At 66.5% G+C, this 14,090-nt stretch carries 17 protein-coding genes; 4 read left to right on the forward strand and 13 right to left on the reverse strand.

The window, feature by feature from the left end; translation table 11 throughout:
* Positions 1–10: 10 nt before the first annotated feature.
* The 10 genes from hisE to proB all read right to left on the reverse strand — a co-directional run bounded on the left by hisE (position 11) and on the right by proB (position 9,380).
* Entirely contained in the window at positions 11–361 is a 351-nt protein-coding gene (gene hisE / locus J2Y55_RS02100; RefSeq protein WP_310147144.1) for a phosphoribosyl-ATP diphosphatase, read from the reverse strand.
* A 230-nt stretch (positions 362–591) separates the two neighbouring features.
* Positions 592–1,101: an RNA pyrophosphohydrolase gene (locus J2Y55_RS02105; RefSeq protein WP_310147145.1), complete on the reverse strand. Its 510-nt coding sequence runs from the start codon at positions 1,099–1,101 to the stop codon at positions 592–594.
* Complete coding sequence (locus J2Y55_RS02110; protein WP_310147146.1) at positions 1,098–2,312, reverse strand: divergent polysaccharide deacetylase family protein; 1,215 nt, start codon at positions 2,310–2,312, stop codon at positions 1,098–1,100. Before J2Y55_RS02110 ends, J2Y55_RS02105 begins: the two co-directional genes overlap by 4 nt.
* 171 nt (positions 2,313–2,483) lie before the next feature.
* Positions 2,484–3,827, reverse strand: coding sequence for a S41 family peptidase (locus J2Y55_RS02115; protein ID WP_310147147.1), 1,344 nt, complete (start codon positions 3,825–3,827; stop codon positions 2,484–2,486).
* Entirely contained in the window at positions 3,827–5,191 is a 1,365-nt protein-coding gene (locus J2Y55_RS02120) for a murein hydrolase activator EnvC family protein (RefSeq protein ID WP_310147148.1), read from the reverse strand. The genes J2Y55_RS02115 and J2Y55_RS02120 overlap by 1 nt, the downstream gene beginning before the upstream one ends.
* Before the next feature lie 59 nt (positions 5,192–5,250).
* Entirely contained in the window at positions 5,251–5,730 is a 480-nt protein-coding gene (gene rlmH, locus J2Y55_RS02125) for a 23S rRNA (pseudouridine(1915)-N(3))-methyltransferase RlmH (RefSeq protein WP_310147149.1), read from the reverse strand.
* A 75-nt stretch (positions 5,731–5,805) separates the two neighbouring features.
* Positions 5,806–6,162, reverse strand: a complete 357-nt coding sequence (rsfS, locus tag J2Y55_RS02130) for a ribosome silencing factor (RefSeq protein WP_244546325.1) — start codon at positions 6,160–6,162, stop codon at positions 5,806–5,808.
* A gap of 124 nt (positions 6,163–6,286) precedes the next feature.
* The gene (locus J2Y55_RS02135) at positions 6,287–6,898 is read right to left on the reverse strand and encodes a nicotinate-nucleotide adenylyltransferase (RefSeq protein WP_310147150.1); all 612 of its coding nucleotides are present in this window, start codon (positions 6,896–6,898) and stop codon (positions 6,287–6,289) included.
* Between the two features lie 14 nt (positions 6,899–6,912).
* On the reverse strand, positions 6,913–8,154 hold the full coding sequence (locus J2Y55_RS02140) for a glutamate-5-semialdehyde dehydrogenase (protein WP_310148652.1): 1,242 nt from the start codon (positions 8,152–8,154) through the stop codon (positions 6,913–6,915).
* 101 nt (positions 8,155–8,255) lie between these two features.
* A complete protein-coding gene (gene proB, locus J2Y55_RS02145; protein WP_310147151.1) occupies positions 8,256–9,380 on the reverse strand; it encodes a glutamate 5-kinase in 1,125 nt (374 codons plus the stop codon).
* Between the two features lie 307 nt (positions 9,381–9,687).
* On the opposite strand from proB, the gene J2Y55_RS02150 reads away from it, so the two are divergent.
* The 4 genes from J2Y55_RS02150 to J2Y55_RS02165 all read left to right on the forward strand — a co-directional run bounded on the left by J2Y55_RS02150 (position 9,688) and on the right by J2Y55_RS02165 (position 11,549).
* Entirely contained in the window at positions 9,688–9,897 is a 210-nt protein-coding gene (locus J2Y55_RS02150; protein WP_068179468.1) for a cold-shock protein, read from the forward strand.
* 156 nt (positions 9,898–10,053) lie between these two features.
* Complete coding sequence (gene rpsU, locus J2Y55_RS02155) at positions 10,054–10,317, forward strand: 30S ribosomal protein S21 (RefSeq protein ID WP_069693190.1); 264 nt, start codon at positions 10,054–10,056, stop codon at positions 10,315–10,317.
* An 86-nt stretch (positions 10,318–10,403) separates the two neighbouring features.
* Entirely contained in the window at positions 10,404–10,781 is a 378-nt protein-coding gene (locus J2Y55_RS02160; RefSeq protein WP_310147152.1) for a DUF6481 family protein, read from the forward strand.
* A gap of 408 nt (positions 10,782–11,189) precedes the next feature.
* Positions 11,190–11,549, forward strand: coding sequence for a hypothetical protein (locus J2Y55_RS02165; protein WP_103720977.1), 360 nt, complete (start codon positions 11,190–11,192; stop codon positions 11,547–11,549).
* Positions 11,550–11,665: 116 nt separating this feature from the next.
* Here the strand turns inward: J2Y55_RS02165 and J2Y55_RS02170 are convergent, their stop codons facing one another.
* From J2Y55_RS02170 to J2Y55_RS02180, 3 genes are all read right to left on the reverse strand, one after another.
* Positions 11,666–12,076 carry a DUF1801 domain-containing protein gene (locus J2Y55_RS02170; protein ID WP_310147153.1) on the reverse strand — a complete coding sequence of 137 codons (411 nt, stop codon included), beginning with the start codon at positions 12,074–12,076 and terminating at the stop codon, positions 11,666–11,668.
* A 191-nt stretch (positions 12,077–12,267) separates the two neighbouring features.
* Complete coding sequence (gene hisC, locus J2Y55_RS02175) at positions 12,268–13,341, reverse strand: histidinol-phosphate transaminase (protein WP_310147154.1); 1,074 nt, start codon at positions 13,339–13,341, stop codon at positions 12,268–12,270.
* A gap of 55 nt (positions 13,342–13,396) precedes the next feature.
* Entirely contained in the window at positions 13,397–14,011 is a 615-nt protein-coding gene (locus J2Y55_RS02180) for a TetR/AcrR family transcriptional regulator (protein ID WP_310147155.1), read from the reverse strand.
* Between the last annotated feature and the right edge of the window lie 79 nt (positions 14,012–14,090).

Raw genomic sequence — 14,090 nt, forward strand, 5'->3', positions numbered from 1 at the left:
GGGCTGGCCGTCAGCCCACGTCGATCGGCTGGGCGAGCTTGATCGGGCGGCCCTTGGGCAGCTTCTCGGCGATGCCGTAGAGCTGCTCGCGGCGGTCGATCTCGCGCCAGACATCGTCAGGCGCGATGCCGATCTCGCTCCAGAGCACCACCAGATTATAGATCAGGTCGGCGCTTTCGAGGATGGTGCGGCGGCGGTCGCCCTGCACGGCTTCGAGGCCAACCTCGACGGCCTCCTCGGCGACCTTCTTGGCCATTTTAGGCATGCCTTCGCCGAGCAGCTTGGCGGTGCGCGAAAAGGCGGGATCGCGCGAACGTGCTGCGAGGACGGCGGCGTGCAATCTACTGACCGAATCAACCATTCCCAGAGCGTCACCCCGCCGCATGTGGGTTTCATGACAGCCGCGTCGGACTAAGTTCGACGGGCGAATCATTCGTCGGCTCAATTTAACGCGGATATGCCCAAGGGGAAGGAGAATTGGCGGCGATTGCGCAGGAGGCGCGGCCGTTACAGCATCGGTCCGATGTTGTAACTCTTTGAGTCTGCATCTACTTCTTCCGGAAACCGGATTCCACTTTTCGGGCCGATGCTCTAAGGTTGGGCGAAGGGTGCAAACAATGTCGCGACCTGGAGATAGACCTCGCGCTTGAACGGGATGATCAAGGCAGGTGTCCGCTCCAGCTTCTCCCAGCGCCAGGCATCGAACTCGGCCTTGTGGCCGCCGGCGGGGGTGAGCGTGTTGATCTCGTCGTCGGAGCCGTCGAGGCGGAAGGCGAACCATTTCTGTGCCTGGCCGCGCCAGCGCCCCCTCCAGGCTTCCTTGCCGATATCGACAGGCAGGTCGTAGCTGAGCCAGCCGGGCGCCTCGGCGAGCAGGGTCGCGGAGGTGACGTTGGTCTCCTCCTGCAACTCGCGCCTTGCCGCCTGAAGCGGTGTCTCGCCTGCATCGATGCCGCCTTGCGGCATCTGCCATTCATGGCCGTCTGCAACGTGCTCGCGCAGGCTGCGATTGGCGCGCCGTCCCATGAAGACGAGGCCCTGCGCATTGAACAGTGCGAGGCCGACGCAGGGACGATAGCCCTTGGGTGGGGAAGCGATCATCGCAGGGAGCCTGTCGAGGACGGGTTTCGGAAGCCGCGCGCTGCGCTGACCGGCACGACGAGGATGCCCTTGGCCTCGAGCGACTGGGCCCAGCGTGCGATCCGCTCGATCGAGACGGGCAGGGCGCTCGCCGAGGCGATGACGATGCCCTGCTCGCGCGCCAGCGCTTCCAGCATGGCGAGCTCCTTGTCGATCGCGTCGGCCCGGGCGACCGTGTCGATGACGCGATCGACTTTCATCGCCGGAATCTGGGCGCGCGCGGCCGAGGTCGCGAGCAGGCTACGCGAAGACGAGCCGTCATCGACGACGATCAGCCCGCGCCCGGAAATCTCGCGCAGGATCGGCGAGAGCGCGGCATCGTCCGCCGTCAGGCGCCCGCCGAGGAAATTGACGATGCCGACATAGCCGGTGAAGCGTCCGAGCACCCATTGCAGCCGGTCGATATTCTCAGCCGCCTTCGGGCCGGTCAGCAGCGTTTGCGGGCCAGGGTCGTTGTCGGGATAGTCGAACGGCTCCATCGGCACCTGGAGGAAGATCTCGTGGCCCTCGCCGCGCGCGCGCTGGACCGTGCGCTCCAACTCCGTGCCATAGGGCGCGAAGGCCAGCGACACCGCCCCCGGCAGCTTTGCTATTGCGTCGGCAGTGCCGCTCTGGCTGATGCCGAGGCCGCCGACGAGGAGGGCTATCCGCCCTGCCGGCTTGGTGGCGGGCTGCGGTCCGAGCGGGCGGGCATAGATCTGGGCCGGCGTCGCGCCGTCGGGGCCGGTCTTCGGCAGCAGGCCGTGGCGCGTGCGCTCGACCAGCCGGCTGTCGGGGGAGGAGGCGAGCTTTGTCGTCGCGGCGCTGTCGGGAATGGTGATGACGATCGAGCCCGGCGCTTCTGCGCCCGCACCCGGGCGCACCACGGTCACGCCGGCTTCGGTTTCGAGCTGGCTGGCGCTGGCCTGGGTTCGGACTTCCGGGGTGGAGGCCGCCGGCGTTGGCGATGCCGCTTGCGATTGGGGGAGGCGCTTTTCGATCAGCGCCGTCGCCATCGGTTGGCCGCCATCGGGATCGCGGCGCGTCGCGACGAGGAAGAGGAGGGCGACGACCGCAAGGCCGACAGCGCCGCTCGCGCCCAGGGCAAGCCAAAGGCCCCATGGTTTGCCATGAGGCGCGGGGCGATTCTGGCCAAGCGGCCGATTGAGCTCGGTGAGCGGCGTTCCGGCCAAGGGCAGCCGTCCTCAGCTAAGAGAGCAAAGACCTGAAGCAAGCATGCTGGTCCCCGAGAGCGGGTCCGGTTCCCGGCAGCACGATCGCGCGGTCCGAATCAACGGCCCGCGCGTCTAGTCTTGTCGTGTGGCGAGCCGCGCGTCGAGTGCCGGGCGGCGCGTCTCCCGTGCTCAGTTCGGCTTCGGCGCCTCAGGGGCGGGCGCCGGCGCAGGCGCGGCGGCGTCCTTCTTGACGCCGCGCAGCAGGTCGAGCGCCGCGATCAGCTGCGTGTCCTTCAACGGATCGTTGGGCACGTAGGAGGCCGAGCCGGACTGCTCTTCCTTGCCGTCGACCGTCTTGAGATGGCCCTTGAGCGAGGCCTCGCCCTTGCTCTCGCCGAGCTTGTCCTTGAGCTCGGCCGGGATCTCCTGCGCGACCTCGACATCGGGCGTGATGCCCTTCGCCTGGATCGAGTTGCCGGACGGGGTGTAGTAGCGCGCCGTGGTCAGGCGCAGGCCGCCATTGGCGCCGAGCGGGATCACGGTCTGGACCGAGCCCTTGCCGAAGGAGCGCGTGCCCATGATGGTCGCGCGCTTGTGGTCCTGCAGCGCGCCGGCGACGATCTCGGCTGCCGAGGCGGAGGAGCCGTTGATCAGCACCACGACGGGCTTGCCCTTGGTCAGGTCGCCGCCGGGCTTGGCGTTGAAGACCTGCGTCTCCTCGGCGTTGCGGCCGCGCGTCGAGACGATCTTGCCACGCTCGAGGAAGGCGTTGGAGACCAGCACGGACTGGTCGAGACGGCCGCCGCGATTGTTGCGGAGGTCGATGACGTAGCCCTTGATCTTGTCCTTGCCGATCTCGGTGTTGACCTTCTCGATGCCCTTGCGCAGACCCTCATAGGTCTGTTCGCTGAAGGTGCCGATGCGGATATAGCCGACGTCGTTTTCGACGCGTTCCTCGACAGCCGGCACCACGATGGTGGTGCGGGTCAGGGTGAATTCGAGCGGGTCGGTCTTGCCCGGGCGCTCGATCTTGAGTTTGACCTGGGTGTTGATGATGCCGCGCATCTTCTCGACGGCCTGGGTCAGGCTCAGGCCCTTGACCTCGTCGCCGTCGATCTGGCGGATGATGTCGTTGGAGAGGATGCCGGCCTTGGAGGCGGGCGTGTCGCGGATCGGCTTGGCGACCTTGAGGACGCCGTCCTCCATCGTAACCTCGATGCCGAGCCCGCCGAACTGGCCGCGCATGTCGGTGTCCATGTCGCGGAAGCTCTTGGCGTCGAGATAGCCTGAATGCGGATCGAGCGAGGAGACCATGCCGTTGATCGCGGCCTCGATCAGCTTCTGTTCATCCGGCTTCTCGACATAATCGGTGCGGATCTTCTCGAAGATGTCACCGAACAGGTTGAGACTGCGATAGACCTCGGCGGAAGCCGCGACCGCGCTGGTCGAGGTGAACAGCTTTGTCTGGGTGACCAGACCGGTCAGGCCGGCGCCCATGACCGCACCGGCGAAAACGAGGGAAACCTTGCGCATCATCCGCGAACCTTTTCGCCTTGCGATTTCGTCCACCACGGCGTCGGATCGACCGAAACGCCGTCTTTTCTGAACTCTATATAAAGAACCGGTTGTCCGGTCCCAGAACCTACGATCGTCGCGGCAGCTTCCGACGTTTCGCCCATCACCGCAACCGGTTCCCCCGCGAGGACGAACTGATTCAGCGATACGTCGATGCGCTGCATTCCGGCCAGCAGTAGATAGTACCCCCCGCCGGCATTCAGGATCAAGAGTTGCCCGAAGGAGCGGAAGGGACCCGCATAAACTACCCAAGCGTCCGAAGGTGCCGAAACTAGGGCATTGGGGCGCGTACTCACAGATATTCCACGCGTCGTGCCGCCTGCGCCGTCACTTTCGCCGAAACCACGCAATTGTGATCCCGCAGCCGGCAATGGAAGCAAGCCCCGTGCCTCGGCGAAGGCGATCTTGGGCGCGAGCCGTGCGGGGTCCTTGAAGGCGAGCGCGGCCATACGCTGGCGCTGCTCGCGGGTTTCCGATTCGAGGGCCTGGCGCGCGGCCTCGGCGGCGCGATTGGCCGTCGAAATCTCTTTTTCCATGCGCTCGACAAAATCGCGCAGGGAGCGCGCTTGCGCCGCGAGCTCGCCACCGACGCTGCGCTGCTCCTCGACGTCGCGGGCTGCGCCCGCTTCACGCTCGCGCCTGGCCTCGATCAGCGAGGCCAGGCGCTGACGTTCCGTCGCCAGGCCTTCCAGCTCGGTGGTGATGGCCTTGCGGTCCCCGGTGATGTTCTCGCGCAGGCGCACCAGTTCGCCGAGATCGGAACCCAGGATCTCGATCTCCTGGCGCAGATCGGGCACCACCGCGCCCAGCAGCATCGAGGCCCGCACCGCTTCCAGAATATCCTCGGGGCGCACCAGTACCGCCGGCGGCGGACGCCGGCCGATGCGCTGCAGCGCCGCCAGCACTTCGGAGATCAAGCCGCGCCGGCCTTCGAGCGAGCGCCGGATCGCCGCTTCGCTGGATTGCAGCAGGCCGAGCCGGTCCTCGATCGCACCGATGCGCCGCTCGACAGCCTGGGTGCGCTGGGTCGCCTCGAGCAGGGCCTTGTTGAGGGCGGCGCGGTCGGCGCGGATGCCGGCGATCTCGGCCTCCAGCTTGCCACGCGCCTCGGCATTGCCGGCCAGGCGCTGCTCGATCGCCTTGAGCTCTGTCTCGCGGGCCTGTTTCTCGACCTGCTTGGCCTGTGCCTCGCGGGTCAATTGCTCGGGATCGGGGGATTGGGCGGCGGCAGGGAGAGAGGCGATGACCAAGGCCAGTGACAGGGCGACAAAGGCTTTGCAGGCCTGCCTGCAGGACGTGCGGAAGTCTTTATCCGACGGCATGCCGCGATGCCGTGAGCAGGCCGGGCTGCGCCATCCGCGAATCAGGGGCCGGAATAGTCTCATGCGCGATGATAGGGGTGTCCGGCGATGATCGTCATGGCTCTGTAGAGCTGTTCGAGCACCAGCGCGCGCACGATCTGGTGCGGGATGGTCAAGGCCCCGAAGGCGATCGTCAGATCGGCCCGATCGCGAATCTCGTCGCTGAGCCCGTCGGCGCCGCCGATGACGAGGGTGGCTGCCGCCGTGCCGGCATCGCGCGCGGTCGCGATCCTGGCTGCGAAGGCGTCGCTGGTCAGGCTGCGGCCGCGCTCGTCGAGCGCGATCAGCAGCCCGGGCATGAGCTTGGCGGTGATGGCCTGGGCCTCGTCGCGCTTGCGCTCGTCGGGCCGGCGGCCGCGGCTCTCGGCGAGCTCGACGATCTCGGGACCGGACAAGCCCAGCCCGCGCCCGAGCGCCAGCGCGCGCTCGCGATAGCGCTCGCACAACTCACGTTCCGGCCCGTCCTTGAGCCGGCCTATGGCGATGATGGCGAGGCGCAACGGCGCGCGTCTCTCGTTCCGGAAAGTTGGAGCAGAATGCGAAAACCGGTTCCCGCTTTTCGCATTCTGCGTTGGTCAGCTGACGAGGCGCTCGTTGGGCCTGTCGGCGCCCCACATCTTCTCGAGATTGTAGAACTGGCGCACTTCCGGGCGGAAGACGTGGACGATGATGTCGCCGGTGTCGATCAGCACCCAGTCGCAGGCCGGCATGCCCTCGACCTTGGGCGTGGGCAGGCCTGACGCCTTGAGGGCTTCGACCAGGCTGTCGGCGATGGAGGCGACATGACGGTTCACCCGGCCCGACGCGATGATCATCGCATCAGCCAGTGAGGTCTTGCCGACCAGGTCGATGACGGTGACGTCTTCGGCCTTCATCTCTTCGAGAACATGCAATGCGAGGGCTACGCTGTCGGCGGATGGGTTTTCCGACACAGCGGCCTGGGGAAGCGGCTTGGGCTCGGCTTCACCAAGGGTTGAACGGTTCAGTTCCGTATCCTCTCGATCACGACGCGCTCACAGCGCGACCTGATCAAATTACGCTCAGCGAGGCCAAAATTCAATCGGATTCGGCCTGTTCGCGTAATTGCGTGGAGGAGAGACCGGAGCGGCGGCCATGCAGGAAGATCCAGGCGGGGGGCTTCGCACCGGCGAGCGCGGCGCCCTGGCTTTCCGAAATCCGCCAGCGCGAGAGCCAGTTGGCGGCGGGCGAGGCGACTGAACTATGGGTCGAGCCCGGCCGGTCGATGATCGCGATCGGCATCATCCGGGCGATCGCGCGCCACTCGTTCCAGCGGTGGAAGCTGGCGAGATTGTCCGAGCCCATCAGCCAGACGAAGTGGACGCCGGGGCAGCGCAGCTTCAGGGCGCGCAGCGTGTCGGCGGTGTAGCGGGTGCGCAGCCGCGCCTCGATCCCGGTGACATGGATGTGGGCGTGGTCGGCGATCTCGCGCCCGAAGGCGACGCGCTCAGCCAAAGGCGGCAAGGCGGCGTTGTCCTTGAGCGGGTTGCCGGGCGTCACCAGCCACCAGACGCGGTCGAGCTGGAGTCGGCGCAGCGCGGTCAGGCTCGCCATGCGGTGGCCGTCATGGGCCGGGTTGAAGCTCCCGCCGAACAGGCCGATGCGCAGGCCCGGCGCATGGGGCGGCAGCCGCAGGTGATCGCTGCTCAAGGCTAGATTCTGCGTCACGAACGAATCTGGCCGTCGCCATGGACACGGTATTTGAACGAGCAGAGCTGCTCGACGCCGACAGGCCCGCGCGCATGCATGCGCCCTGTTGCGATGCCGATCTCGGCGCCGAAGCCGAATTCGCCGCCATCGGCGAACTGGGTCGAGGCATTGTGCAGCACGATTGCCGAATCGACCTCGGCGAGGAAGCGCCGGGCCGCCTGCGCGTCGCTGGCGATGATCGCCTCGGTATGATGCGAGCCATAGCGCTCGATATGGTCGATCGCGGCGTCGAGGCCGGCGACGAGCTTCACCGCAATGATGCGGTCGAGGAATTCCGTCGCCCAATCCTGCTCGGTCGCGGGGGTGACGCGGGCGTCGAGTTCTTGCGTCGCGACGTCGCCGCGTACGGCGCAGCCGGCGTCGAGCAGGGCGCTTACCAGCGGTTTCAGATGCGTTGCCGCACAGGCCTCGTCGACCAGCAGGGTCTCGGCCGCACCACAGACGCCGGTGCGGCGCAGCTTGGCGTTGAGGGTGATGTCGCGGGCCATTGCGAGATCGGCGCTGGCATGGACATAGACATGGCAGTTGCCGTCGAGATGGGCGAAGACCGGCACGCGGGCATCGCTCTGGACGCGGGCGACGAGGCTCCTTCCGCCGCGCGGCACGACGACGTCGACATGGCCGTCGAGCCCTTTGAGGATTTCGCCGACAGCCGCGCGGTCGCGGGTCGGCACGAGCTGGATCGCGTCAGCCGGCAAACCCGCCGCTTCCAGCCCCTGGCGTAGGGCGGCGGCGATCGCCGACGAGGTGCGGAAGCTGTCGGAGCCGGCGCGCAGGATCGCGGCGTTGCCGCTCTTCAGGCAGAGCGCGCCGGCATCGGCCGTGACATTGGGGCGGCTCTCGAAGATCACCGCGATGACGCCGAGCGGCGTCGCGACACGTTCGAAGCGCAAGCCGTTGGGCTGCGTCCAGCTCGCCAGCACGCGGCCGACCGGGTCAGGCAGGGCGGCCACGGAAGCGACGGCCTCGGCCACGCCGTCGAGGCGGGGCTGGTCGAGCAGCAGCCGGTCGATGAAGGCGGCGTTCTGGCCGCTCGCCTTGGCGTCGGCGATATCGAGCGCGTTCGCTGCGAGGATATCCGCGACGTTTGCGCGCAGGGCCGCGGCCATCGCGACGAGCGCGGCATCGCGTTTCGCCGCCGGGGCGAGCGCGGTCAGGCGCGCGGCGGCGCGCGCGCGCCGGCCGAGATCGCCCATCAGCGCCGCGACATCGCCGCGCTCCTTGTCGGAAGAGACCACGCGCAGGGCGCTCTCGCTCGTCATGACCGGCCTATCCAAACCCTTTATGCCTTCAGACCTTAACCGACGCCCAGCGCCATGTCGTCCCGGTGGATCATCTCGGCGCGGCCGGGATAGCCCAGGACGGCCTCGATGTCGCGCGAGGCCTTGCCGAGCACCAGCGCCGCCTCGCTTGCATCATAAGCGACGAGGCCGCGTCCGAGCACCGCACCGTGCGGATCGCGGATCAGCACGGCGTCGCCACGCGCGAAATCGCCCTCGATCCGGCTGACGCCGACCGGCAGCAGGCTCGCCCCGCCGCGCAGGGCCCGCGCCGCGCCCTCGTCGACATGGAGCGCGCCGCGCGGCTCGAGCGAGCCGGCGATCCAGGTTTTCCGCGCGGTCGCGGGCGTGGAGGCGGTCAGGAACCAGGTGCAGCGCGCGCCATCGGCGATGGCGCTGAGCGGGTTCTTTCCCCGCCCGTCGGCGATCAGCATATGCGTGCCGCCGGCGGCCGCGATCTTGCCGGCCTCGATCTTGGTGCGCATGCCGCCGCGCGAAAGTTCGGAGGCAGCCCCGCCTGCCATGGCGTCGATCTGCGGCGTGATGCGCTCGACCAGCGGGATATGGCGTGCGCCGGGATCACTGAGGGGCGGGGCGGTATAGAGACCGTCGATATCGGAGAACAGCACCAGCAGGTCGGCACCGGCCATGGTCGCGACGCGGGCGGCGAGCCGGTCATTGTCGCCATAGCGGATCTCGGCGGTGGCGACGGTGTCGTTCTCGTTGATTACGGGGATCGCACGCAGATCGAGCAGGCGGCCCAGCGTCGCACGTGCATTGAGATAGCGCCGGCGCTCTTCGGTGTCGGCGAGCGTCAGCAGAATCTGGCCGGCGGTGAGGCCGTGATGACTGAGCGCCTCGGCCCAGGTCCGGGCGAGCGCGATCTGGCCGACGGCCGCCGCCGCCTGGCTTTCCTCCAGCCGCAGCGGGCCTGCGGGCAGGCCGAGCACGGTGCGCCCGAGTGCGATGGCACCTGATGAGACGACGAGCACATCGGCGCCGCGCTGATGCAGTTCGGCGAGGTCCTCGGCCAGCGCGGCGAGCCAGGCCTGGCGCAAACGGCCGCGCGCCCGGTCGACGAGCAGGCTGGAGCCGACCTTGACGACGATGCGGCGGAACTGGTTCAGTGACGGCGTCTTCACGGCTGCGACCGGTTTGAACTTTCAGGACTTGTTGAACTTTCAAGACTTGCGGCTTTGGCTGTTGGCGAAAACGGCGCGCTTGTAAAGCACTGCCAATGGCGGCGCGGCCATGCCGAAAGCGGTTTCATCTGCTGGTTGCATTGACAAGGGCGATTCAAGCGCCCATATGACGCCTGTCGATATTTAGGCCGAACGACGTGGCCCCGCGCATGAGAGTGCGCCTGCTGACGACCTTCACCGCTCAAAAAATCGAAAATTTGCGCGTGAGCGATCACGCGCTCCCACATACTTAGCGAAAGGTTTCGTTATGGCCGCTGGCACAGTTAAATGGTTCAACTCCACCAAGGGTTTCGGCTTCATTCAGCCGGATGATGGCGGGCAGGACGTGTTCGTCCACATCAGCGCCGTCGAGCGCGCTGGCATGCGCGATCTCCGGGAAGGTCAGAAGATCTCCTACGAGATGGTTCAGGACAAGCGCTCGGGCAAGATGTCTGCCGACCAGCTCCGCGCTGAGTGAGCCGCTAAGCCGCATCTGTCGGCATCGGAATTTGGGTTCGGCGACCACGGATGTACTGGCGCCTGAACCTTCCGGTCCAACGACGATGCGGTTCGACGAGGGGTCGGGGTTCATAGCCCGGCCCTTTTTCCGTCACTATAAACGCAGGAGACAGGCATGCAGGTTCTCGTCCGCGACAATAATGTCGACCAGGCCCTCCGGGTCCTGAAGAAGAAGATGCAGCGCGAAGGCGTCTTCCGCGAAATGAAGCGCCGTTCGGCTTATGAGAAGCCGTCCGAGAAGCGCGTCCGTGAAAAGGCCGACGCCATTCGCCGCGCCCGCAAGGTCGCGCGCAAGCAGATGCAGCGCGAAGGCTTGATCGCCGCGCCGAAGCCCAAGCCGAAGCCGGTCCGCGCTGGAGGCGCAGCGCCTGCGCGTTGATTTGGATACCAATTCGGCGCGATCTGGATTATTGGCCCCTCGCGGGGCACGGATCGCGCCCGTGACAACACGAGAGAAGGCTAGCCTTGAAGAACCCGAACGACCGCAGCTTCACTGATCGCAAGGCCAATTCGGCGGCCGCCAAGCAGGCGCTCCTTGAGCGTTTCAAGGCGAGGCCGGGGCCCGATGACCCGATCATGCAGCAGCGCCGCGCGGAGCGCCAGGCCATTGCCGATGCGCGCGCGGTTCGCGATGCAGAGAAGGCCGCCGCCCGGGTCGAAGCCGAGCGCCTGGCCGCCATCGAGGCCGCCCGCCTCGCCGAGGAAGAGCGCCTGGCCGAGATCGCCCGCGAAGTCGCCCGCAAGGCCGAGCAGGCCCGCCGCGACGCCGAGCGTCCGCGCAAGGTGCTGCTGGAAGCCGTGCAGTACGCCCAGCTCCGCGCCGCCGGCAAGGGCCGCCGCTGATATCAGACGATTGCCAGGGCGATCCGGTCCGCTTGGATCGCTCGGTTGCCCTGGATTCTTACTTTGAGTGCATTATCTTCAGGTGAAGCGGCGAGAGCTGCCTCGCTTGACGATGCTCTAGAGCAGTTTCCGATCCAAGTGGATCGTTCAACCGCTCTAGTCTTTATATCAAAGCGTTTTCTTCACGCGAACCGGTATCCGCTTCGCTTGAAAACGCTCTAGCTGACGGGGTTCTCGCTCGCGGCCGATCGGCGGCAGGAGGCTCGGCAGTCGACGATTCCGGCCTTGGCCCCTGCGCCCCGGCCGGCGTGACACGCCTCCTCTCAGAGAGACGGGTCGTTTCGGGCCGTAACGGTCCAAAACGCGAATTCGCCTCTCGGCTCAAGCGCAGCATCGGAGCGAGCCGCCATGGCGACGCGAGGACTCTCCGCCGACGAAATCAAGCGGCGGGCGCAAATGGCCTTCGACAAGGCCGACGCACGTAAACAGGAAGCATCGCGCGCGATGGAGGCCGAACAGGCCGAACGCGACGCCGTGATGCAGAAGACCGCCCGCCTGCGTGCGCAGCGCCTCGCCAAGGAAGCGGTGGAAGCCGAGACCGCGGCGATCGTTGCGGCTGAGCAGGCACAAGCCAAGGCCGAGCAGATCGAAGCCAAGGCCGCAGCGAAAGCCGCCAAGACCAAGGCGAGCACCGACAAGATCGCCAAGGCGGCGGAAAAGCTCGCCAAGGCCGCCGAAAAGGCAAAGAAGGTCGCTGCTCGGGCTTAGTGGTCGTTAGTCCGAGATCGGACACGATCCTGTCCTGATACAAGAATAGCCCGCCCGGCGTCCCAAGTCCGGCGGGCTTTTCTATTGGGCGTTCGTGAGCATGCCGCCGCATGCGCTTATCGGCCCGAAGCTCCGTTCAAGGCCACGGCAGCACGGATGAGCGCCTTGAAGGCGTCTTGAGCGATCTCTTCGCCCTCGCGGAGATCGATGGCGCGTCTGGTGTTGCCTTCGAGGCTGGAGTTGAACAGGGCTGACGGATCCGCGAGCGAGGCGCCCTTGGCGAAGGTCAGCTTGACCACGCTCTTATAGGTCTCGCCGGTGCAGATGATTCCGGCGTGAGACCACACCGGCACACCCCGCCATTTCCACTCCTCGACCACGTCTGGGTCCGCCTGCCTGATGAGCGCACGGATATGGGAGAGCGTCTTGCCCCTCCAGTCGTCCAATTCCGCGATTTTCGCATCGATCAATCGCGCAGGGGATTCGCTCGAAGGGGATTCGCCCGTGGTCGTTGCGCTCTTTTTCATATCGTCGCTCCTCCTTGGCTGCTTCTACTGCGCGTTCGCTGGCGAAGCCGGCATTCGAGGCGTGCTTTCGGCTTGGCTGACCGCGGCCGCTAGAGCAGTTTCCGATCCAATTGGATCGTAAAACAGATCTAGCTCTTTGTTTTAACGCGTTTTCTTCACGCGAACCGGTCTCCACTTCGCTCGAAAACACTCTAGGCTGGCGATGGCGTCGCAAGACACTCTGCCAGCGCCTCCGTCAGGCGGCCGAGTTCCGCTTTCGATCCGATGGTGATCCGGATGAAGTCGGATAGGCGCGGACCGGAGAAATGCCTGACGAGAACAGCGCGCTCGCGCAGCGCCGCCGAGAGCGCCTGGCCGCTGTGGCCGGGGTGGCGAGCGAAGACGAAGTTGGCGCTGGACGGCAGCACATCGAAGCCAAGCCGGACCAAAGACGCAGCCAGGCTCTCCCGATTGGCGATGATGGCCGATCGCGTCTCCTGGAAATAAGCTTCGTCCTGGATGGCGGCGATGGCGCCCGCCTGGGCCGGGCGCCCGAGCGGGTAGGAGTTGAAGCTGTCCTTCACCCGCGTCAGGGCTTCGATCAGCGCCTGGTCGCCAATCGCATAGCCGACGCGAAGGCCGGCGAGCGCACGCGACTTCGACAGGGTCTGGACCACGAGCAGATTGGGATGGTCGCGGATCAGGGGAATGGCGCTGTCCGCGCCGAAATCGACATAGGCCTCGTCGATCACCACAGGCGCATCGGCCCGCTTGCTCGCGAGTTGTTCGATCTCCGCCCGCGGCAGTGCGATCCCCGTCGGCGCGTTCGGGTTGGGAATGATGATGGCGCCGCCATGGTCGAGATAATCGGTAATGCGGACGCGCATCGCGCCGTCGAGCGGGACCGTCTCATGCGCGATGCCGAACAGCCGGCAGTAGACGGGATAGAAGCTGTAGGTGACGTCGGGAAACAGCAGGGGCCCAGGCTGCTTCAGCAGCGCCGCGAAGCTGTGGGCGAGCACCTCGTCCGAGCCGTTGCCGACAAAAACCTGTTCGGGCGCGACGCCGTGATGCTCGGCCAGCACCTCCCGCAGGCATGTGGATTGCGGGTCCGGATAGAGGCGCAGCGCATCAGTGGCGGCGGACCGAATGGCTTCGAGCGCCATTGGGGATGGCCCAAACGGACTCTCATTGGTGTTCAGCTTCACCAACCCTGGAATCCGGGGCTGTTCGCCCGGCACATAGGGCGACAGACCCCGGGCAAGCTCCGACCAATAGCGGCTCATGCAAGCCTCTCCTGCTGCCATGTCCACCGCGTGATGAGGGTTCGGATTCCCGCGGTCAAGTTCGCGATCCTCTGGCCGCGGCGATCAGGGCATGCGCCATGTGGAGGAGGATCGACGTCGCGTCGTCGTCGGCCAGAATCTGGGAGCTGACAAAGGCCCCATTGATGACCACCGCCAACTGGGCAGCGAGCTCGTCTGGCCGGTCGACCCGCAATCGCTCGGCGATGCCGCGCAGACGGCGACGCAGTTCCTGCTTGTGCATCCGGGCGACGATCCGGGCCGGGTGATCCTCGTCGGGAAACTCGGCGGCGACGTTGAGCTGGGGGCAGCCGCGATAATGGGGGCGGCCGACGCGCTCTCCGATCCAGGCCATCTGCGCCGCGAGCTCGGCTTCGCCGTCCTGTCCATGGCGCGCCGCCACGCCATCCCAGCACGCCCAGAAATCCTCGTCCTCCCGCTGCAGAAACGCGGCGATGAGGTCGTCCTTCGTTCGAAAGTGACGATAGAGGCTCGTTTTCGCGATGCCTGCCGCCTCGACGACCAGATCGACGCCGACAGCGCGCACGCCCCGGCGGTAGAACAGGTCGGAAGCGATCGCGAGGATCCGCTCGCGCATGTCGACCTGGCCGGTTTCCGCGGTTGGCCGGCCGCCCTCCTGCTCAGTCCTCATGTGCTGTTCTCCTGTGTCGTTCTCCTGGCGCCGGCAGAGATAGCAGCTTCGTGCTTGACGCGCTACAGACCTGTCTGTA

It is taken from the genome of Allobosea sp. BE125, from assembly GCF_031456075.1.
In the GTDB taxonomy this organism is placed as follows: domain Bacteria; phylum Pseudomonadota; class Alphaproteobacteria; order Rhizobiales; family Beijerinckiaceae; genus Allobosea.